Raw genomic sequence first — 21,716 nt, 5'->3', positions numbered from 1 at the left:
CACATGAATTCACGCGCGTGAATTCATTGCGAAGAGTATGTCCCGTGCGCGGCGTCCGCGTCAAGGGTTGGGAGCCGGGGACTTCAAAATTAGTTAGGACAATTCCCATGGGTTTTGAGTCGTACCCGGTTCTCCCGGGCCGAGAGGGAGAGCTGGAGATGCAAGCGGCTCCGGCCGCTTCGGGCAGCCTCTTAGAATGCGCTGAACATGCCGTCCGGGGTGCCTCGGGCGGGATCTTGGAGCAGGCCTGCAAGAGAGGAGCCTTCATGTCCGTCGACCGCGTCCCGCGCGTCACCATCGCCATGGTCGCGGCTCGCTGCCGCCGCTCGGTTTCCACCGTCTCGGCGGCGCTGAACGGGGCCCCGGGCGTGGCCCCCCACACCCGGGAGGAGATTCTGCGGATCGCCGATGAAATGGGCTACGAGGCCGATCCCCGTGCGCGTCTGCTCCGCCGCAGCCATTCCGGACTCATCGGAGCGAGCTTCACAGTTGGGCAGGCCTTCCAGGGGCTGATCGTCGACGGCCTGTACCGGGCCTGTTCCGGGCTCGACCATTCGCTCGCGCTGGCAGCCGTGACGCCGCACCGCGACGGCGTCACCGGGGTGCGGGCCCTGCTCGCCGATCACTGTGAGGGGTTGATCCTGGTCGACCCGACCGTACCGGAGGACATACTCGTTGCGGCGGAGAACCGTGTGCGCACCGTGGTCGTGTGCCGAACCACCACCGTGGCCGGCATCGATGAGGTGCGCTCCCGTGATGACCACGGCATTGCCGCCCTGGTTGACCATCTGGTGGGTACTGGTCGGCGCCGCATCGTTTATCTTGACGGCGGTACCGAGTCCGCCTCCGCGGCCCGCACCGCGGCTTACCGCGATGCGATGGCGGCGCACGGCCTGGCGCAGCTGGCGCGTGTACTACCCGGCGGTGCCGATGAGGATGCCGGTGCCCGTGGCGCGGGGATGCTCGCTGAGGCGCCGGTTGCGCCCGAGGCCGTCATGTGCTTCAACGATCACGCCGCTGTGGGGGCATTGATGGAGTTGCGACGGCGGGGCATGCGGGTGCCGCAGGACGTCGCCGTATGCGGTTACGACGGCATCCCCGTTACGGCGTCGTCGGCCTTCTCATTGACCACGGTGCGCCAGGACGCTGTCGCCATTGCCGCGGTCGCAGTGCGCACTCTTCTGGGGCGGGTGCATCCGGACCGGGGGGAGTTCTCGCGGGCGGGGCTGCCCGAGGGCGTTGTGTGTCAGATGCGCGCACAGGGCGGCCGCTCCTATCTGGTCGCGCCCGAACTGGTCGTACGTGACTCGACGGCTTGACCCGGCCGCCCGCAAGGGGACGACCGGGTCAAGTCAGAGGAGTTGCCGTGGGCAGACGATAGTGTCGTTCTTGACGGCTCAGCTCAGGAGTACAGGCTGGCCGGTGTTGGCCGACTCGGTGGCGGCCTCGGCAATGCGCAGGGCTGCGACGGCGTCGGCGATACCCGTCGGGGGAGTGGTGTCCGCCTCGACCGCCTCAATGAAGGCCGACAGCTCCAGCCGGTAGGCGTCGGCGTAGCGCTCCAGGAAGAAGTCCAGGTAGGGCTCCTGGGCATCGGTGACCTCGGCATTAGACAGGCGCACCGTACGGGCGCGAACGTTCTCCGCGAAGAGGGCGCCGTCCCGTCCCGAGGCCTCCAGGCGCTGGTCGTACCCGGAGGCGCAGTGGCGGTTGTTGATAATCGTGGCCACCGCGCCGCTGGCCGCCTTGAGCGTGACGACGGCGGCGTCGAAGTCTCCGGTCTCGGCGATGGCCGGGTCCAGGTGCTGGCCCACGGCGTGGACCTCGACAATGTCCCCCAGGAAGAAGCGGGCGGTGTCGAAGTCGTGAATGGTCATGTCGCGGAAGATCCCCCGGAGACCTTGATGTACTCCGCCGGCGGGGCCGCCGGATCGCGGGAGATGATGGTCAGCTGCTCCAGCTTGCCGATCCTCCCCTCCTGTACCGCGGCGTGAACGGCGGCGAAGGACGGGTCGAAGCGCCGGTTGAATCCGAACATGACGGGAGTGGCGACGGCGTCAAGCTCGGTGCGAGCGGCGTCGACGTCCTTCATATCCAGGGCGATCGGCTTCTCGCACAGCACTGCTTTGCCGGCTCTGGCGGCCGCCAGCAGATGAGGGATGTGCAGCGGCGTCGGGGAGCCGATGACGACGGCGTCAACCTGTGGGTCGGCGAAGACCTGCTCGGCCTCCTTGCAGGAACGGGCACCGTATTGGGCGGCCAACTCCTCGGCGGCATCGCCGAAGGGGTCGCACACAAGAGCGAGATTGGCCTGCGGGTGGGCCGCCACGGTGCCGGCGTGTACATGGCCGATGCGGCCGGCGCCGATAATGGCAATGTTAAGCATTGGAGAACCGCCTTCTATCGCTCAGGGCTGGGCATGATGACGTCGCGCACCAGGGCGTCCAGGTCCGCGTCGGCCTGGAGGAAGCCACGCAGTGTGCGGCGAGTGGCGCCGTAGGACTCGAACTCCTGCGGCGTCATGCCGTCAGGCTCGTAGGCACGCACGAACTCGGGGATCGACAACAGTGTCTTCATGATCTCCGGGGCGACGGGCACGTCGATCCGCGGCTCGACCTGGTAATCGGAGTCGTTGATGAGCTTCTGCCACTTGAAGGGCGGGGAGACCACCAGGTCACCGCCAACCAGCTCCGACCAATGCATGACGTTGCGGAAGGCGGCCGACAACACCCGGGCGCGCAGACCGCGCGACTGGAATTCCTGATAAGCGCGCTTGAGAGCCGCCACGCCACACCACTCCAGGTGGCCGGGGTCGATGAACAGCTCGTCCCGCTTGGCTACGATCTTGATCCAGTCGTCCAGGCGGCCACCCATGAGCGTGACGACCGGCCCCATGGTGGAGATGTCCTTGCCCTCGGCCTCGCGCCGCTTGAGTCCGCGCTCAATCGCCTCCCCGGCGGTTATTGCCTGCGGCACCGAGAATGAGACCGTGACGTTGACCGACACGCCGCGGTAGGTGGCGTCCTCGATTGCCTCAATGCCGGTTGCGGTTGCGGGAATCTTAACGATGATGTTCTTGGCGAGCTTGGAGAACTCCTCGGCCTGATCGGCTAGGGCCTTGGCGGAGCGAGCCAGGCGCGGGTCGGTCTGCATCGACAGACGACCGTTGCGGCCCTTGTGCTCCTCGAAGATCGGCTCCAAGAGCTTGGCAGCGTCGATGCTCAGTTCGCGCACGACCTGCCAGCCGATTTCGGACTCGCTGGCCTCGGGCATCTCCTCGGCCAGCTCGGCGATCCGCGGGAGCCAGCGCTCCTTCTTCTGATTGATGCAGGTGTAGGCAATCGTCGGGTTGCAGGTGGCGCCCACGCCGCCGAAGGAGATGGACTGACTCAGCTCGTCGGGATCGGCTGAGTCGTTCCACAGCGCGGTCGGGGTGGTGCGAGAGGCCTCGAGAAGTGGGCCTGGGGTGTATTCGATGCTCATCGGCGTGCTCCTGGATTTAGCGTGGGCCACCGGCGTCTTCGACTGTGTGGTCCGTTGATCCAATTCAAGCGCCGGGAGGCAATACTGTCAAGCGTTTGTACTGACAAATTTGGTGTGGTCGGTGTTGGTGGATGTTGGCAGGGTGTCCTGCGGTTCAGGGCTCCCGCCTGCGGGTGCCCGAGGCGGACGGGTGCCCGAGTTCGGTCGTTGTTACCATCGAGTTCGGTCGATATGACCATCGAGTTCGGTCGGTGGCGCCGAGGGGTGCGGGGGAAGTGCCCGTGAAGGTCCTGGCGTGGGCGCTTGCGGATCACATGTGCGCCGACCTGGTGTGCCAGGTGAGCTGGCATGGCGGTGTGGGCTGGCCGGAGGTATGGGTGCCTGGTTCTATGCGAGCCGAGTGCGGCTTCAGCCGGTGAAGAGGGAGGTTTCGAAGGAGTAGCGCGAGGCCCGGTAGATGTGGTTGCCGTACTCGATTACCCGTCCCGTGGAGTCGTAGGTGGTGCGCTTGGCTGTCAGCAGTGCGGCGCGGCGGCGCTCGTCCAGGGCCTCGGCCTCCCTGGTGGTGGCGTTGCGGGCGCCGATGATCTGCTTGGCGGTTGCGGGAATGACTCCGCGTGCGCGCAGTAAGTCATACAGTCCGGCCTGCTCCAGTTCTTCCCGAGTCGGAGCGATGGCGGCCGGCAGTAGGTTGTCCATTAGGGCGATCGGCTCGCCGTCCGCGCTGCGCAGGCGGCGCATGTGGGTGACCTCCGTGCCGGGTGCAACCTCCAGCTGTGCGGCCTCCTCCTCGTTCGCCGGATGCGTCGTGTACTCCAGTAGAGCGGTCTGGACCTTGTGACCGGCGGCGGTCAGGTCCGAGAGCAGGCTGGAGAGCTCCATGGGACGGCGCACATGTGGGGAGGCGACCACCGTACCGGCGCCGCGCCGGCGGGAGACCAGGCCGCGATCGGCCAGGGACTGCAGTGCCTGACGGGCGGTGGGGCGTGACACCTGTAGGCGCTTGGCCATCGACACCTCGTCCTCAATGCGGGTCCCAGGCGTCAGCTCGCCCTCGAGTATGAGCGCCGCTAGGGCCTCCGCTATCTGGGCATACAGCGGAAGCTCGCTGGAGCGATCGATGGTGATCTCTGGCTGGAAGGGCGTATCCGACATGCAAGCTCTCTGAAAGGATGATCGATGGGCGTATTCTACGGCGCCCATGCGTCCGCGGGTGGGCGATCAAGCGTCGACTTCGACTCGTCCATACGGTGAGCGCCCACCCGAGCGCGGCGATGGCGGGTTCCTCCCGGCGGACACTCCAGCCTGGCGTGCGGACGTTTGTTCTGACAAACCTCTTGACTGCGGGCTGGTTGTGAGGCAGGCTTCTCACTGCGGGCCCTCGCAGGCGCTCCGCCCCGACGACGTGGAAAGGGATGCCGATATGACCGCTCCTTCGAGCACGCCGCCGCTCGATGCCCTGATGATCGGGCGCTGCGGAATCGACATCTACCCGCTCCAAACGGGTGTCGGGCTGGAGCACGTGGAGAGCTTCGGCAAGTTTCTGGGTGGCAGTCCCACCAACGTGGCCGCCGCAGTGGCGCGATACCGGCACCGCTCCGCCGTGATCACCGGGGTGGGAGATGATCCCTTCGGGCGCTTCGTGTGCTCGGAGATGCGCAGGCTGGGCGTGTATGACGACTACGTCGTCACCAAGTCCGACTTCAACACCCCCGTCACCTTCTGCGAGATCTTCCCGCCGGACAACTTCCCCCTGTACTTCTATCGTGAGCCCTCAGCCCCCGATCTGGAGCTGACCGACAACGATATTCCCGGCGACGCCGTACGGGAAGCGGCCATCTTCTGGATCTCCGCCACCGGGCTGAGCAAGGAGCCCTCGCGCTCCGCTCATCACGCCGCCCTGGACCTGCGTGGGCGCAGACAGCACACCGTGTTGGACCTGGACTACCGCGCCATGTTCTGGGAGGACGAGGCCACCGCGCACCGGGAGGTCGCCGCCGTCCTGCCCAAGGTCACCGTGGCCATTGGCAATCGCGAGGAGTGCCGGGTCGCCGTCGGCCATACCGATCCCGACAATGCAGCCGACGCGCTGCTGGAGGCGGGTGTCGAACTGGCCATTGTCAAGCAGGGCCTGGAGGGTACCCTCGCTAAGACCCGCGATGAACGCGTCGAGATCCCGGTAACCCCGGTAGTCACCAAGAACGGTCTGGGTGCGGGGGACGCCTTCGGTGGCGCCGTGTGTCATGGGTTGCTGTCCGGCTGGTCATTGGAGAAGATGATCTTTGCCGCCTCCACGGCCGGCGCGATTGTCTCCTCGCGCCTGGAGTGCTCCACCGCGATGCCCACCGAACCGGAACTGCTCGCCCTGATGCGCACCCACCGTGAGCTCGTACCCACCCTGCAGAACCTGTGAGGGGAGTGGAGCATGCCTGATACGCCGCTAACCGACCGGATCGTTGAGATCCGCACCCATGCCCCCGAGCGCATCGCTCAGGCGCTTGCCGATCGCCCCCGCGCCGTGCTCCCCGAGGGCGATGGCAAGCTCATGATCATCGCCTGCGACCACCCCGCCCGTGGGGCGCTCGCGGCCGGCACCGATCCCATGGCCATGGCATCCCGGGAGCAGGTGCTCGCCCGCTGCGCCACCGCCCTGTCACGTCCTGGTGTGAACGGCTTCCTCGGCACCGCCGACCTGATTGAGGATCTGGCGCTGCTGGGCGCCCTGGACGGCAAACTCGTATACGGCTCCATGAACCGCGGCGGTCTGGTCGGCTCCGCATTTGAAATGGATGACCGCTTCACCGGCTACGACGCCGCCGGGGTGGTGGGGGCGGGGCTGGACGGCGGCAAAATGTTGCTGCGCATAAACTACTCGGACCCCGCCACCGCCGACACCATCTCGGCCTGCGCTGCCGCCGTCAATGCCCTGGCCGAGCGCGGAGTCATGGCCATGGTGGAGCCATTCATCTCCCGCTGGGAGTCGGGCCGCGTAGTCAATGACCTCAGCCCCGACGCCGTGATGACGGCCATGGCCATCGCCTCCGGCCTGGGCCGTACCTCCGCCCACACCTGGCTCAAACTGCCTGCCGTGGCGGATATGGAGCGCGTCATGGAGGCCTCCACACTGCCCGCCCTGATCCTGGGCGGGGCTGTTTCCCCGGACGCCGCGGCCGCCCGGGAATCTTGGGCCAGGGCGCTGGCCCTGCCCACCGTCAAGGGACTGGTAATCGGCCGTTCCCTCCTGTTTCCCCCAGACGACGACGTAGCCGCCGCCGTCGACAACACCGTAGGACTGCTCTCATGAACGACACCGCCCCACACGCATCCGACATCTACGTGCCCGCAGGCTCCAGCGGTCACGACACCCTGACCGTAGACGTCGATCCCGCCCGCGCGGGCTGGACTTACTGCGGGCTGCGCGTGTGCGTGCTCGCCCCGGACCGCTCCGCCACCCTGGAAAGCGGTGAAAACGAGTTGCTGGTGCTACCGCTGGAGGGGGCCGCCACCGTGCTGGTGGACGGGCGGTGTTACGAGCTAGCGGGCCGCAGCGGTGTATTCGAGGAGATCACCGACTACTTGTACGTGCCGCGCGGCAAGACATTCACCATCACTTCCCACGGGGGAGGTCGTTTCGCCCTGCCGGCGGCCGTGGCCTGCCGCGACCTGCCGGTGGCCTACTACGGGCGCGACCAGGTGCGCACCGACTTGCGCGGTGCGGGGGACTGCTCCCGGCAGGTGAACAACTACGCCCTGAACAACGGCGTGGACACTTCGCACCTGCTGTGCTGCGAGGTGCTCACCCCGGGGGGCAACTGGTCCTCCTACCCGGCCCACAAGCACGACGTCGCCTCCGCTGATGAGCGCGAGCTCGAGGAGATCTACTACTTCGAGATCCGCAACGCCCCGGATGGGACCCCCGGTTTCGGACTGCACCGCACCTACGCCTCCAGCCCGGAACGCCCCATCGACCTGTGCACCGAGGTCCGCCAGGGGGACGTCGCCCTGGTTCCTTACGGCTATCACGGCCCCTGCGTGGCCGCGCCCGGCTATGACATGTACTACCTCAACGTCATGGCCGGCCCGGCCGAGGACCTGGTCTGGTTGGCGCCCGACGACCCCGCGCACCACTGGATCCGCAGCACCTGGGAAAGTCAGGAGATCGACCCGCGCCTGCCCATGACGCATTGATGACCTGAGCTACGCTCCAATCCACCAACCGCCCTAATGCAGAAGAGAACAATCACATGAGTAACGAGGCCTACACGGGCACTATCCGCCTGACCGTCGCCCAGGCGACCATCCGTTTCCTGTCCAACCAGTACTCCGAGCGCGACGGCGTCGAGCAGCGACTGATCGCCGGCGCCTTCGGCATCTTCGGCCACGGCAACGTCGCTGGCATCGGCCAGGCGCTGCTGCAGAATGAGATCGCCCCCCTGGAGGGGGAAGAGCCGATGCCCTACATCATGCCCCGCAACGAGCAGGGGCAGGTGCATGCGGCCGCCGCCTTCGCCAAGACCACTAACCGGTTGCAGACCTACATGTGCACCGCCTCCATCGGTCCGGGCTCACTCAACATGGTCACCGGCGCTGCCCTGGCCACCACCAACCGCCTGCCCGTGCTGCTGTTCCCCTCCGACCAGTTCGCCACCCGCGTGCCCGACCCGGTGCTCCAGCAGCTGGAGGACCCCACCACGCTGGACGTCACCGTCAACGACGCCTTCAGGCCCGTGTCCCGGTTCTTCGACCGCATCAACCGTCCCGAGCAGCTGATTCCTTCGCTGCTGGCCGCCATGCGGGTACTCACCGATCCAGCGGACACCGGCGCCGTGACCATCGCCATGCCGCAGGACGTCCAGGCAGAGGCTCATGACTGGCCGGTTGAGTTCTTCCGCAAGCGCGTGTGGCACGTGCGCCGTCCCGTGCCCGAGCCGGCCGCCCTCGAGCGCGCCGTAGCCCTGATCCGCGCCGCCAAGCGGCCGCTGTTGATCGCCGGCGGTGGGGCCATCTACTCCGAGGCCTCCGAGGAGCTGCGCGCCTTCGCCACCGCCACCGGCATCCCGGTGGCTGACACCCAGGCCGGCAAGGGCGCCATCAACTTCGACCACCCCTGCGCCGTCGGCGGGGTCGGCTCCACCGGTGGTGACTCCGGCAACCACCTGGCAGATCAGGCCGATCTGATCATCGGCGTCGGTACCCGCTACTCCGACTTCACCACTGCTTCCAAGACCCAGTTCAAGAACCCCGACGTCAAGTTCGTCAACGTCAACGTCGCCGCCTTCGACGCCGCCAAGCAGAGTGCCGAGATGGTGGTCGCCGACGCCCGGGAGGCCCTTGTGGCCCTGACGCGGGCTCTGGCCGACTACCACGTCGATGCCGCCTACACCGAGGAGATCTCCCGCGAGCGCCAGGCCTGGTTCGCCGCCATCGACAAGTGCTACCACCTGGGTCATGCCCCGCTGCCGGCACAGACCGAGGTCTTCGGCGCCCTCAACGAATTGCTGGGTGACCAGGACGTGGTCATCAACGCGGCCGGGTCCATGCCCGGTGATCTGCAGGCCCTCTGGCAGGCCCGTACCCCCATCCAGTACCACGTGGAGTACGCCTTCTCCTGCATGGGTTATGAGATCCCGGCGGCCATGGGCGTCAAACTCGCCCGACCGGACAGCGAGGTCGTCTCCATAGTCGGAGACGGCACCTACCAGATGCTGCCCATGGAACTGGCCACGGTGGCTCAAGAGGGCGTGAAGGTCATCTACGTGCTGCTGCAGAACTACGGATTCGCCTCCATCGGCTCGCTGTCGGAGTCCCACGGCTCCCAGCGATTCGGCACTAAGTACCGGCGGCGCGGCCGGGGCGGGCACCTGCAAGATGAGGACAAGATCGCCGGGGTGGACATCGCCGCGAACGCCGAGTCCTGGGGCCTGAAGGTGTACCGGGTTGCCACCATCGCGGAGTTCAAAGAGGCCTACGCGCAGGCGCACGCCGGCGATGAGGCCGCCATGATCCACATCGAGACCGACCTGTACGGGCCCAACCCGCCGTCCTCCTCCTGGTGGGACGTGCCGGTGTCCGGAGTTTCCAACCTGGAGTCCACGCGGAAGGCCTACGAGCAGTACGTCGAGGATCGAAAGCCGCAGCGCCACTACCTGTGACTCACACACCGTCTGAACTAAGCTGAAGAGAACCCAAGAAGGAGTCAGTAATGACACAGACCACGCCAGCGGCCTCCGAGCTGCGGACCATCGCCCACTGGGTTGACGGCAAACCCTACGAGGGCAGTCCGATTGGCCGCTTCCCGGTGGAGAATCCGGGCACCGGCCAGGTGGAGGCCGAGCTGTTGCAGGCCTCGGACGCGGATCTGGACTACGCCGTCGAGGTGGCCATACGGGCGCAGAGGGAATGGGGCAAGTACTCCCTGGCCAAGCGCACCGCTGTCATGTTCCGCATGCGCGAGCTGGTCCTGGAGCATCAGGATGAGATGGCCCGGATGATCGTGGCCGAGCACGGCAAGAACTACTCCGACGCCGTCGGGGAGATCCAGCGGGGACGGGAGACTCTCGACTTCGCCACGGCGATCAACCTTGCGCTGAAGGGGGAGTACTCCTATGACATCTCCACCGGCGTGGATATCCACACCTTGCGTCAGCCGGTAGGTGTGGTTGCAGGCATCTGCCCCTTCAACTTCCCGGCCATGGTGCCCATGTGGATGCACCCGATCGCAATCGCCACCGGCAACGCCTTCATCCTCAAGCCCGCCTCCGCGACGCCGTCGGCGGCCCTGCTGACCGCCGAGCTGTACAAGGAGGCGGGCCTGCCCGACGGCGTGTTCAATGTGGTCTCCGGTAACCGCAAGATGGTGACCAAGGTGCTGGAGCACCCGGGTATCGACGCTATCTCCTTTGTGGGCTCCACCCCGGTGGCGCATATCGTGCAGGACACCGGCGTCACCCACGGCAAGCGGGTGCAGGCGCTGGGTGGGGCCAATAACCACGCCATCGTCATGCCCGACGCCGACCTGGACTTTGCCGCCCAGCACATCTGCGCCGCGGCCTTCGGCGCCGCCGGTGAGCGGTGCATGGCCCTGCCCGTCGTCGTGGCCGTCGGCGGGATCGGCCCGGACCTGGCCCGGCGGGTGAAGGCGTATGCGGAGAAGATCAAGGTCGGCTACGGCATGGACGAGGGCGTGGAGATGGGACCGGTCATCGACGCCAAGTCCAAGGAGAACATCGTCGGCCTGATCAATGAGGGCGAGTCCAAGGGCGGTGAGGTGGTCCTGGACGGCCGCGGCCTGGTGATCCCCGGCCATGAGAACGGCCACTTCCTGGGCCCCACTATTGTTGACAACGTTCCGCTGGACTCAGAGCTGTACCAGCAGGAGGTGTTCGGGCCGGTGCTCTCGATCGTGCACGCGGAGACCTACGACGAGGCCATCAAGATCGTCAACTCCTCTCCGTATGGCAACGGCTCGGCCATCTTCACCAACGACGGCGGGGTCGCCCGGCGCTTCCAGTTGGACGTTGACGCCGGCATGGTCGGCATCAACGTACCGATTCCCACCCCGGTCGCCTACTACTCCTTCGGCGGGTGGAAGGAGTCTCTGCTCGGGGACACCCACATCCACGGGCCGGAGGGCGTGAAGTTCTATACCCGGGCCAAGGCGATCACCTCCCGCTGGCCCAGTGAGAAGACCTACGCCGCCACCATGTCCTTCCAGCGCGAGGAGTGATTGTCTGTGCGAGTCCTCGCCCCGCAGGGGCTTGTCTGCGGGGCGAGGGCTCGTTGTGCTGCGTCCGCCGCTGGGCACGGGACGTTTGCGACGCAAGAAGTAGCGTGTGATGACACTCAACTGTGCTAGAGTTTTGTCACGACATTTCGAAGTGGTGAGATTGCGGGCGAGGGCGCTTACGCTCCATCAGAATGCGATTGCCTGCAAGGTGTCTCGCCTTGCCTTGAAACGAGGTCATCGATGGTCCAGACAACTTATTCTGGGATTCATTGCGCCCTTCTGGGTGCGGGTCGCATCGGTCGGGGGCACGCCGCGGCATTAGCCGCGATCGAGGAGGTCGTGCTGACCGTGGCGGATGCCGATCCTGAGCGCGCCCGTGAGGTGGCTCAGGGCCTCAAGCCCGCCTCGGGCACAGCGGTTGAGCACACCACTGCCGAGCAGGTATTCGCCTGTCCGGAGGAGTACGACGCCGTCGTCATCGCCACACCGACCGCGACCCATGAGGAACTGGTGCTGTCCTGCGCCCGCGTCGGTCTGCCGTTCTTCTGTGAGAAGCCGTTGGCCTCCGATCTGGCCGGCACCCAGCGCTGCATCGACGCAGTCAGCCAGGCCGGGATCGCCTCCCAGATCGGCTTCCAGCGCCGCTTCGACCCCGCCTACAGTGAGGCCAGGCGGCGGGTCCGAGCCGGCGAGCTCGGACAGGTCCATCGTGTTCACATGCTCACTTGCGACCAGAACCCGCCGCCAGAATCCTTCGTGGCGATGTCCGGCGGTATCTGGAGGGACTGCCTGATCCACGACATTGACGCGCTGCGTTGGGTCACTGGTCGCGAAGTCGTGGAGGTGATGGCCTTCGGCCAGGTGCGGGGCGCCGATTATTTCCGCACTTACGGCGACATTGACGAGGGCGTGGCCCTGATGCGCCTGGACGACGGCACCCTGGTGACGGCTCAGACCTCCCGTAACAACGGGCAGGGCTACGACGTGCGGATGGAGATCTCGGGAACCCGCGCCAATGCCACTGTAGGCCTGGAGCCCAAGGTTCCTCTGGTCAGCGTGGAGCCCGGCGCGGACTTCCCCGGCTCGGAGCCCTGGGTAGATTTCATCGCCCGCTTTGCCGACTGCTACGGCCGAGAGCTACGCGCCTTCATTGACGTGGTGGCGGGCCGAGCGACAAGCAGGTGCGATGCCCGTGAAGCACTGGAGGCGCTGCGGGTGGCCATCGCCCTGGGCGTCTCCTACGAGCAGGGGCGGCCGGTGCGGCTGGAGGAGATCCAGTCCTGAGCGCCCCGCGGGCGCCCGGGCGGTGGGGCCTGGGCGCGCAAACCATTACTCACAGGAAGGAAAGTATGCGAGATGACGAGTGACGGCGCTGGCGCGCCACTCATCGAGGTCGAGGGAATTACCAAAAGGTTCCCCGGCGTCCTGGCACTCGACCGGGTGCAATTCACCCTCAGACCGGGGGAGGTGCACTCCCTGGTCGGTGAGAACGGGGCGGGCAAATCCACTTTGATGAAGGTCTTGGGCGGCATCCACCAGCCCGATGACGGCACCATCCGCCTGAAGGGTCAGGAGACGACGATTCGAGATCCTCTGGACGCCCAGTCCAAGGGCATCTCAATCATCCACCAGGAACTCAACCTCATGCCCGATCTCACGGTTGCGCAGAACATCTTCTTCGGCAGGGAGCAGTACAACGGTATCCGCTTCAATCTCTCGCCGTCCAAGATGCGCCGGGCCACCGATGAGCTCTTGGAGCGGGTGGGCCTGAACCTCGATCCCGATGCGATGGTCGGAGACCTGACGGTCGCCACCCAGCAGATGGTCGAGATTGCCAAGGCGCTGTCCTTCAACGCCAAGGTCCTCATCATGGATGAGCCTACGGCGGCGCTGACCGAGCGGGAGACCGAGGCTCTGTTCAAGGTCATGGACGACTTCGTCACCGAGGACACCGCGATTGTCTACATCTCACACCGGATGAATGAGATAAAGCGGGTCTCGGACACCATTACCGTCATGCGCGACGGGCAATGGATCGCCACCACGCCGGCTGCAGGTCTGAGTGTCGACAGCATCATCGAGCAGATGGTGGGCCGGCGCATCGACTCCAACATCCGGCCCACGCCCCTGGAGGGCGAACCCGAGACGGTGCTGAAGGTCGAGAACCTTTCGACTAAGGATCTGCTCAGGAACGTCAGCTTTGAGTTGCGTCGCGGAGAGATCCTGGGATTCGCCGGACTCGTAGGCGCTGGGCGCACCGAGACCGCGCGTGCCCTCATCGGCGCCGACCCGCACACCTCGGGCACCATCGAGGTTGAAGGCAAGCGGGTACGTATCGATTCCCCCGAGCAGGCCGTCAGACATTCCATCGCCTACCTGTCGGAGGATCGTAAGCGCTACGGGCTCCTGTTGGAAAAGGATCTGGTGGAGAACACCGCCCTGCCCTCCTACCGGTCATGGGCGCGCGGCATCGTCGTCGACGACTCCAAGGCGGCCTCCACCACCGATACCTACGTGGATCGGTTGCGGGTCAAGACTCCCTCCATCAATCAACTGGCGCGCAACCTCTCGGGTGGCAACCAACAGAAGGTCGTCATCGGTAAGTGGCTGGCCCGGGACTGCGACATTCTCATCTTCGATGAGCCGACGCGCGGCATCGACGTCGGCGCAAAGGACGAGATCCATGACCTGCTCAACAGCCTGGCTGCCCAGGGCAAGTCCATTATCGTCATATCCTCGGAGATCCCCGAGGTTCTGCGCCTCTCCCACCGGATCGTGGTCATGTGGGAGGGACGGGTCACTGGGACCCTCACCAATGAGGAGGCGACCCAGAATTCGATCATGGCGCTGGCCACCGGCCAGACTACCGAGCAGACAAAGGAGCCCAAGTGAGCATGTCACTGTCGACGAACCTGTTGCAACGGTCGAAAAAGGGGGTGAAGACCGGATTCCTCCAGCGTCACTCCTCCCAGGTCCTAGTGGTGGTATCCGAGCTCATCCTCATCATCGTCTTCTCGATCGCCAGCCCGTTCTTCTTGCAGGTCTCGAACTTCTCGGCGCTCCTGCTCGACGCGTCCGTTTACGTGCTGCTCTCGCTGGGGCTGACCTTCGTCATCGCCACGGGCGGGATCGACCTGACCCCGGGCTTCGGCATAGCCTTCACCGGGGTGTGCCTGGCAGTGGTCATGAAGTGGGCGGCTGCGTTGGGGATGAGCACTCCGGTGGTAATCGTGCTGGGAGTTCTGGCCGGCCTGCTCTCCGGCGCCGCCCTGGGCTGCATGAACGGCCTGCTTGTCGCCTACCTGAGAATGCAGCCCATGATCGCCACGCTGGCCATGATGCTCGTCGCCTGGGGTATGGCCATGGTCATTTCGGGAACTTCGGCGATCCCGCTGTCTGAGTTCAGCTCCTTCCTCACCCTCGGGCAGGGGAAGACCCTAGGCATCACCAACGCTGTCTTCCTTCTGGCCGTTGCCGCCACAATCGCCTGGTATCTGCTCAATCGCACCCTTATCGGCCGCTACGCCCTGGCGATCGGCTCCAATGAGGAGGCCACGCGCCTGTCCGGTGTCAACGTGCGCCGTTGGAAGTTCTATGTCTACGCCCTGGGCGGTACCTTCACCGGCACGGCCGGTATTCTCATGGCCTCACGCCTGGCCTCCGGCAAGCCCGACGTGGGCCAGTCCTATGAGATGTACGCGATCGCCGCGGCAGTGCTCGGAGGTGCCTCCCTGCTGGGCGGTCGCGCTTCGGTCGTGGGCTCGGTCGTAGGCGCCATTGTCATCGCCACCATTCGCAATGGTGCGGTGCTCATGTCTATCCCGGACCAGTGGCAGAAGGTGCTTCTGGGCATCGTCGTCCTGGCCGCCGTGTACCTCGACACCCGTCGTCAGAAGAAGTGATACGAGCCATAGCGCTCACTTCACCCCAGGCCCGGAGGCGGGCCAAGACCATCCATGAACAACAAGGAGATCTGATAATGAACCTATCCCGACGCCACGCTCTGGCCGCCGGCCTGACCCTCATCCCCATCGCCGGTGTTGCCGCTTGCAGCCGCTCGGAGGGAGGCGATAACAAGACCATCGCCGTGGTGGCCAAGGGCTACGCCAGCCCCTTCTGGGCGACGGTGAAGGCCGGCGCCGAGGCTGCCGGCAAGGATCTCGGTATCACGGTGACCTTCAACGGTCCCGACACCGAGACCGACGTCCCTCGCCAGAACGACCAGCTCCAGCAGGCCCTGGTTAAGCGGCCCGCCGCACTGGTCTTCGCCGCTCTGGACTCCGATGCCCAGGGCACGGTGCTCCAGCAGTTCGCCGATGCCTCCATCCCCGTGGTGGCCTTCGACTCCGGTGTGCCGGGATCGGATATCCCGGTGTCCACGGTGGCAACCGACAATAAGGCGGCCGCCGCCGAGGCTGCTACGCGGCTGTCTGAACAGCTCAACGCCACCGGCAAGGTCGCTATCATCTGCCACTCCCAGACCTCCTTGACCGGGCAGGACCGCGAGCAGGGCTTCCGGGAATGGATCACGGCCAATGCCCCGGGCATCACGATCGTCGATGTCCAGTACAACAACTCAGACCAGGCCATCGCCCAGCAGCAGACCGCGGCGATCATCCAGGCCAATGCCGACCTGGCCGGTATCTTCGCCACGGACGACGACGGCGCGGTGGCTGCAGCCCAGGCCGTGCAGACCGCGGGGGCGAGCGCCAAGGTTGTCGGCTTCGACTCCGGTAAGCCTCAGATGGACCTCATCACCTCTGGCGCAATCACGGGATCGGTCACCCAGAACCCCTACCAGATGGGCTACCAGGCGGTGACCACCGCTAAGCAGGTGGTCGACGGCGAGACCGTGGAGAAGTTCATCGACTCGGGCTACTACTGGTACGACGCCACCAACATGCAGGATCCGGAGATCCAGGAGGCCGTCTACGACTGATCCCCGTGACGAAGAGCCCTGAACTCCGCACCGGCCCCACCACCCCGCGGTGGTGGGGCCGGTGCGCGCACTCCCGGCTTGAATGTGCAAGCGTTTGGTGCGCCGGAGACCGGTTGTAGTCGGCTGTGGCGGTGTTCGTGGGGCGATGCCGCCACGGTGATGACGCCGCGGTGATGACGTCGCGGTGATGACGCCACGGTGATGCCGCCGCGGCCCCAGGGTCGGGCCGAGGGGTCTGCTGACGCTCGCGGTGGCGCAGGCCCGACGCGGGCTCTGGGGGTCGAGAAAATTTGTCCGGACATAACTCTGGCGTTTTGGGTGGACGGCGGCTACACTCGGTGGTGTCCGAAACGATTCGGACGTGCGGGACGGTTCCCTCATCGTCTCGAGCAACCGATCTGAACTCTCAGGAGTGACAATGACGTCTACCGCCTCGAAGGCTGTCAACACCAACGACCCGAAGTACTCCAAGCTCACCATCGGCGTGTGTCCGGACCAGTGGGGTGTCTGGTTCGCCGACGATCCCAAGCAGATGGCTCCTCGTCAGGCCTGGGAGGAGATGGCCGAGGCCGGCTTCGAAGTCATCGAGACCGGCCCGTGGGGATACTTCCCCACCGATCCCAAAGAGCTCCAGAAGTGGTGCGACGAGTACGGCATGCGTGTCGTCGCCGGGACCGGCTGGGGAATTTTGCACAAGGCGGAGGCCTGGCCCGAGACGGTCAAGCATTTCCGTGAGATTGCCGAGACCCACGCGGCCGTCGGCGCGGAGTACATGGTCCACCTGCCCCCGCTCTACCGCGATGACAAGACCTGGGAGTGGACCGACGACCGTGTCCTGTCCGACGACGCCTGGAAGCTGTATGTCGAGCACGCCAACGCCCTGGGGCAGATGCTGCTGGACGAGTACAACCTGAAGATGGTGCTGCATCCGCACGGTGACTCCCACATCGAAACGCCCGAGGAGATCGCCCGCATCTTCGACGCCACCGACCCCAAGTACGTCAACCTGTGCCTGGACTCCGGTCACGTCGTCTACGGCGGCGGCGACCCGGTGGAGCTGTGCAAGAAGTACCCCGAGCGCATTACCTACGTGCACATCAAGGCCTTCGACGAGGACATCACCCGTGAGGCCCATGAGAAGGACTGGCCCTTCGGCGAGGCCGTCACCAAGGGCGCCTCGGTCTGCCCGCCGGCCGGCCTGCCGGAGATGCACGCCTTCGTGGATGCGCTGGCCGAACTGGACAAGCCGATCTACTGCATCTGCGAGCAGGACTGCTACCCCTGTGACCCGTCCTTCCCCAAGCCCAATGCCATCAACATGCGCACCTACCTGGCCGAGTGCGGCCTGGGCCTCGCCTGAGCGGCGACACTCGGCGGCCCCAACCGGGGCCGCCGATCAGGCGGCAAGCCTTCATCTACCACGAATCCTCAAGGAAGAGAGAAATCATGACTGTTCACATTGGTCTCATCGGTGCCGGCGGCATGGGCCGCGCCCACCTCGCCCGCATCGCCAATGATCTGTCCGGCGGCAAGATCGTCGCCGTGGCGGACATCAACCACGACGCCGCCGCGGCGGCCGCCGAGCCCTACGCCGCCAAGGTGTATGACACCTCCGAGGAGTTGATTGGCGACCCCGAGGTCGACGCCGTCGTGATTGCCACCTTCGGCAAGGTTCACGCCCCCGACGTCATCAAGTGCATCCAGGCCGGCAAGTACGTCCTGTGCGAGAAGCCCCTGGCCACCACCGCCGAGGATTGCATCAAGATCATGCAGGCCGAGCAGAAGGCCGGCAAGAAGCTGGTCACCGTCGGCTTCATGCGCCGCTTCGACGCCGCCTACAACGAGATGAAGGCCGTCCTGGAGGCTGGCGAGAACGGCCAAGCCCTCCTGGTCCACAACCGCCACCGCAACCCCTCCGTCCCGGAGTCCTACACCTCCCGCATGGCCATCGACGACACCGCCATCCACGAGATCGACACCATGCGCTGGCTGCTGGGGGAGGAGATCGTCAAGGTCCGCGTCGAGCGCCCGAAGTCAACCACCCACCGCTTCGAGCACCTGATCGACCCGGTTGTGGTGGTCATGTACACCGAGTCCGGCGTGCGCATCGACGACGAGGTCAACGTCAACCTGCAGTGGGCCTACTCCATCGAATGCGAGCTCGTGCTCGAGACCGCGGCGGTGCGCCTGGGCGACCAGGAGAAGATCCACATCCGCGACGCCCACGGCAACCGCAACGCCATGTGCGGCTCGCACATCGACCGCTTCCAGGCCGCTTTCAACCGCGAGTTCCAGGAGTGGATCAATGCCGTCGCCCGTGACGAGCACACCGGCTCGAGTTCCTGGGACGGCTACGCCGCTACCTGTGTGGTCGATGCCGCCGTCGCCTCCCTGGAGGACTCCTCCTCCCCACTGGTAGACGTCACCCTCATTGACAAGCCGGACTTCTACGCCTGAGTGGCCCGGCCGGATACGCAGAGGAGAGACACCATGGTTGATATCGCACTTGATCCGAACATGTACTACCTGAGCATGTCCACCGCGGACACCCTGCACAAGGCCGCGCAGCTCGGATTCAAGTATGTGGAGCTATCGCCCAACAACGAGTTCCATCTCTGGCACCACTATCCCAAGGCCGACCGGGCCTTCATCGCTGAGCTCAAGCAGGCGGAGAAGGACTCCGGCGTCAAGGTGCGTACCTTGAACCCCGTGTTCAACTGGTCCTCGCCAGACGAGGCCGAGCGGCAGGCACAGGTGCGCAACTGGCGGCGCCTGCTGGAGCTGGCCGACGCCCTGGATGTGCGCGACATCGTCTCGGAGTTCTCCGGCGACCGCAACCGCGCCAGTCGCTCCGAGCAGCAGTGGTACAAGTCCATTGAGGAGCTGATCCCGCACTTCGAGAAGTACGGTATCCGCCTGAATATGGAGGCGCATCCCTACGACTTCGTCGAGTTGCACGACCGGGCCCTCGAACTCGTCCGATCCGTGGACAAGGACTGGCTCGGGTACGAGTACTGCTGCCCGCACACCTTCCACCTGTCCGACGGCGCCGGTGACGCCGACCGTATGATCCGCACCGCGGCAGCGGCGGGCAAGCTCCGTGAGGTGCACGTCTCCGACGGCTTCAACCACCGCATCAACGACGGCAACCGGTACATCATCAACCCGCCGGGTGCCGACGTCACCGTCCACCAGCACAACGCCATCGGCAACGGCGAGGTTCCCTGGGATCAGGTCTTCTCGACGCTGCGCGAGGTCGGCTTCGACGGCGTGATCTCCGTTTGCATCTTCGGCTGGCATGAGCGGGCCGACGAGTACAACAAGGCCGCGCTGGAGCGCCTGACCCAGGAGCTCGGAGCCTGAATCCGGGGCCGGCCGCTTCCGCGCGGCGTGGAGCGACCGGCCCCTAACGCCTATAAGTCATTCAGCAAAATCGACGTTCGTAAACAGTGGGTTGGATCATTTGCGGGAATTTGTCCTGATATTTGGTCTTTGTGTGTATTAGCCCATCCTCGACTGATCGAACCGACAAAGGAGTCAATGTGTCCCATAGCCCAACTGCTACTGCGCAAAGCGGTGGCGCCAAGCTTCCTCCACTCACGCCCGGTCCCTACCGTGCCCGCCTGACCGTCGTCGCCCTGATCGCCACCCTGGGAGGTCTGCTCTTCGGCTACGACACCAGCGTCATCAACGGCGCCCAGAGCTTCATGGTGCGGCCCGACCAGTTGGATCTGACCGAGTTCGGTCTCGGCATCGCCGTCAGTTCGCTGCTGTTCGCCAGCGCCGTCGGTGCTTTGACCGGCGGCCGCATCTCGGACAGGATCGGCCGCAAGACCACGATCACCGTCATGGCCTCCCTGTTCATCGCGGGTGTGGTGGTCGTCGTCACCGCCGTCAATTTGCCCATGCTGGCCGTGGGCCGCGTCATCCTGGGGCTCGCCGTGGGCTCGGCCTCCGTGGTGGTTCCCGTCTATCTGGCCGAGCTCGCGCCGTATGAGATCCGCGGTTCCCTGGCCGGCCGCAACGAGATGATGATCGTGACCGGCCAGCTCCTGGCCATTGTCATGAATGCCATCATCGGCAACGTCTGGGGCAGCCAGTACCCGTGGGTGTGGCGAGCCATGTTCGCGCTGGCGGCTGTCCCCGCCATCCTCCTGCTGCTCGGGGTGACCCGCCTGCCCGAGTCCCCCCGGTGGTTGGCCGACAAGGGCCGCGAGGAGGAGGCCCTGAAGATCCTCGACGACCTCAGGCCCGAGGGACGGGCAGCGCCCGAACTGGCCGAGATTAAGGCCGCCAGCCGGGAGGAGGCCAGTCGGGTCAACATGTCAATCAGGGAGATCTTCTCCAACAAGAATCTGGTGCGCATTGTCCTCATCGGCTGTGGCATCGGCTTCTTCCAGCAGACCACCGGCATCAACTCCATCCTCTACTACGGTGAGCGGGTGCTGGAGGAGTCCGGCTTCGATACGGGCGCTGCCCTCATTGCCAATATCGCTCCGGCCACGATCTCGGTCATCGCCGCGATCATCGCCCTGCAGATGATGGACCGCTTCTCTCGGCGCAAGACCTTCCTGTGGGGCTACGGCCTGGTTGCGGTTTCGCACGTTCTCATTGCCTCAGCGGCACATTTTCTGCCGGAGGGAGGCGCCAAGCCCTTCGTGCTGCTGGCGCTGATCGTGTTCTTCGTGGGGGCCATGCAGCTGTGCCTGAACGTGGCCACCTGGGTGACGCTTTCGGAGATCTTCCCGCTCAAGATGCGGGCCTTCGGCATGGGCCTGTCGGTCTTCGTGCTGTGGATGACCAACTCCATCCTGGGACTGGTCTTCACCAGTGTCATTGCGGCCATCGGGCTGTCCATGTCCTTCCTCGCCTTCGCTGCGTTGAACGTCGTGGCCTTCATCTTCTTCTTCTTGTTCGTGCCCGAGACCAAGGGGCGCACGCTGGAGCAGCTTGAGGCCGATGTGATGAGCGGCGAGCTCTTCAAGCGCGGCGGGTGAGCCCATCGCGTTCCCGGCGCGTGCCGGGGACAGCGCAACGCATGCGCCCCGGTTGGTTGGGGAAGGCCCTGGCCAACCGGGGCGCTGCGGCATTCCTAAACGGTGAGAATTCGCATCTCATTCAGCAGTGTCTGGGCCACCAGGTAGAAGTTCGGCTGTGGGCAATGGGCGTGTAAGCCGCTCCGAGCATTGCCGGTTCTTCCGGTATGAGGGTGTGTTTGCCGAGTTCGGTCGTTATTACCATCGAGTTCGGTTGGATCGTCTGGCTGCGGTTGGATCGTCTGGCTGCGGTTGGATCGTCTGGCTGCGGTTGGATCGTCTGGCTGCGGTTGGATCGTCTGGCTGCGGTTGGATCGTCTGGCTGCGGTTGGATCGTCTGGCTGCGGATGGACCGCCTAGCTGCCGTTGGACCACCTGAAACACGCTCTCAGACGGTCCAACGGCAGAAGCCCGGTCCAAGTACGAGGCCAGCAACCAGCCGGGACCGCATCCACCCGCTACACCCTTAAACCAGAAGAGCCGCATTGTCGGCCGCTGTGGTTGTGGCGGATGCGTTCCAGGTTCCAGTGAG

At 65.4% G+C, this 21,716-nt stretch carries 16 protein-coding genes and 1 pseudogene; 14 read left to right on the top strand and 3 right to left on the bottom strand.

Annotated features, from left to right (window positions below; translation table 11 throughout):
• The first annotated feature begins 266 nt into the window (after window positions 1-266).
• Window positions 267-1,319 (top strand): LacI family DNA-binding transcriptional regulator, encoded by a 1,053-nt coding sequence (locus CWT10_RS12750; RefSeq protein WP_103062349.1) that lies wholly within the window; start codon window positions 267-269, stop codon window positions 1,317-1,319.
• Window positions 1,320-1,397: 78 nt separating this feature from the next.
• Here CWT10_RS12750 and iolG read toward each other — a convergent pair.
• From iolG to CWT10_RS12735, 3 genes and pseudogenes are all read right to left on the bottom strand, one after another.
• Window positions 1,398-2,386: pseudogene (gene iolG / locus CWT10_RS12745) on the bottom strand (inositol 2-dehydrogenase).
• Window positions 2,387-2,400: 14 nt separating this feature from the next.
• Complete coding sequence (locus CWT10_RS12740) at window positions 2,401-3,483, bottom strand: transaldolase family protein (RefSeq protein ID WP_103062351.1); 1,083 nt, start codon at window positions 3,481-3,483, stop codon at window positions 2,401-2,403.
• A gap of 408 nt (window positions 3,484-3,891) precedes the next feature.
• Window positions 3,892-4,638: a GntR family transcriptional regulator gene (locus CWT10_RS12735; RefSeq protein ID WP_103062352.1), complete on the bottom strand. Its 747-nt coding sequence runs from the start codon at window positions 4,636-4,638 to the stop codon at window positions 3,892-3,894.
• A 268-nt stretch (window positions 4,639-4,906) separates the two neighbouring features.
• On the opposite strand from CWT10_RS12735, the gene iolC reads away from it, so the two are divergent.
• The 13 genes from iolC (at window position 4,907) to CWT10_RS12670 (ending at window position 21,145) form a co-directional block, all read left to right on the top strand.
• Complete coding sequence (iolC, locus tag CWT10_RS12730) at window positions 4,907-5,896, top strand: 5-dehydro-2-deoxygluconokinase (protein WP_103062353.1); 990 nt, start codon at window positions 4,907-4,909, stop codon at window positions 5,894-5,896.
• A gap of 12 nt (window positions 5,897-5,908) precedes the next feature.
• Window positions 5,909-6,787, top strand: a complete 879-nt coding sequence (locus tag CWT10_RS12725) for a Cgl0159 family (beta/alpha)8-fold protein (protein WP_103062354.1) — start codon at window positions 5,909-5,911, stop codon at window positions 6,785-6,787.
• Window positions 6,784-7,671, top strand: coding sequence for a 5-deoxy-glucuronate isomerase (iolB, locus tag CWT10_RS12720; protein WP_103062355.1), 888 nt, complete (start codon window positions 6,784-6,786; stop codon window positions 7,669-7,671). Before CWT10_RS12725 ends, iolB begins: the two co-directional genes overlap by 4 nt.
• Before the next feature lie 56 nt (window positions 7,672-7,727).
• Window positions 7,728-9,635 carry a 3D-(3,5/4)-trihydroxycyclohexane-1,2-dione acylhydrolase (decyclizing) gene (iolD, locus tag CWT10_RS12715; protein WP_103062356.1) on the top strand — a complete coding sequence of 636 codons (1,908 nt, stop codon included), beginning with the start codon at window positions 7,728-7,730 and terminating at the stop codon, window positions 9,633-9,635.
• A gap of 80 nt (window positions 9,636-9,715) precedes the next feature.
• Window positions 9,716-11,209 (top strand): CoA-acylating methylmalonate-semialdehyde dehydrogenase, encoded by a 1,494-nt coding sequence (locus CWT10_RS12710; protein ID WP_103062373.1) that lies wholly within the window; start codon window positions 9,716-9,718, stop codon window positions 11,207-11,209.
• A 240-nt stretch (window positions 11,210-11,449) separates the two neighbouring features.
• On the top strand, window positions 11,450-12,493 hold the full coding sequence (locus tag CWT10_RS12705; protein ID WP_218937320.1) for a Gfo/Idh/MocA family protein: 1,044 nt from the start codon (window positions 11,450-11,452) through the stop codon (window positions 12,491-12,493).
• Window positions 12,494-12,565: 72 nt separating this feature from the next.
• Window positions 12,566-14,101 carry a sugar ABC transporter ATP-binding protein gene (locus tag CWT10_RS12700; protein ID WP_103062357.1) on the top strand — a complete coding sequence of 512 codons (1,536 nt, stop codon included), beginning with the start codon at window positions 12,566-12,568 and terminating at the stop codon, window positions 14,099-14,101.
• 2 nt (window positions 14,102-14,103) lie between these two features.
• A complete protein-coding gene (locus CWT10_RS12695) occupies window positions 14,104-15,111 on the top strand; it encodes an ABC transporter permease (protein WP_103062358.1) in 1,008 nt (335 codons plus the stop codon).
• A 77-nt stretch (window positions 15,112-15,188) separates the two neighbouring features.
• Window positions 15,189-16,148 (top strand): ABC transporter substrate-binding protein, encoded by a 960-nt coding sequence (locus CWT10_RS12690; protein WP_103062359.1) that lies wholly within the window; start codon window positions 15,189-15,191, stop codon window positions 16,146-16,148.
• Between the two features lie 418 nt (window positions 16,149-16,566).
• Window positions 16,567-17,508, top strand: a complete 942-nt coding sequence (locus CWT10_RS12685) for a sugar phosphate isomerase/epimerase family protein (RefSeq protein ID WP_103062360.1) — start codon at window positions 16,567-16,569, stop codon at window positions 17,506-17,508.
• Between the two features lie 86 nt (window positions 17,509-17,594).
• Window positions 17,595-18,605: a Gfo/Idh/MocA family protein gene (locus CWT10_RS12680; protein ID WP_103062361.1), complete on the top strand. Its 1,011-nt coding sequence runs from the start codon at window positions 17,595-17,597 to the stop codon at window positions 18,603-18,605.
• Between the two features lie 33 nt (window positions 18,606-18,638).
• Entirely contained in the window at window positions 18,639-19,511 is an 873-nt protein-coding gene (locus CWT10_RS12675; protein WP_103062362.1) for a sugar phosphate isomerase/epimerase family protein, read from the top strand.
• 179 nt (window positions 19,512-19,690) lie between these two features.
• Entirely contained in the window at window positions 19,691-21,145 is a 1,455-nt protein-coding gene (locus tag CWT10_RS12670; RefSeq protein ID WP_103062363.1) for a sugar porter family MFS transporter, read from the top strand.
• Window positions 21,146-21,716: the final 571 nt, after the last annotated feature.

The sequence above is a fragment of the Actinomyces qiguomingii genome (assembly GCF_004102025.1).
GTDB classification, from domain to species: Bacteria; Actinomycetota; Actinomycetes; order Actinomycetales; family Actinomycetaceae; genus Actinomyces; species Actinomyces qiguomingii.
Note: the sequence above shows the minus strand (reverse complement) of the source record. Positions and strands in the feature narration are given on the sequence as shown.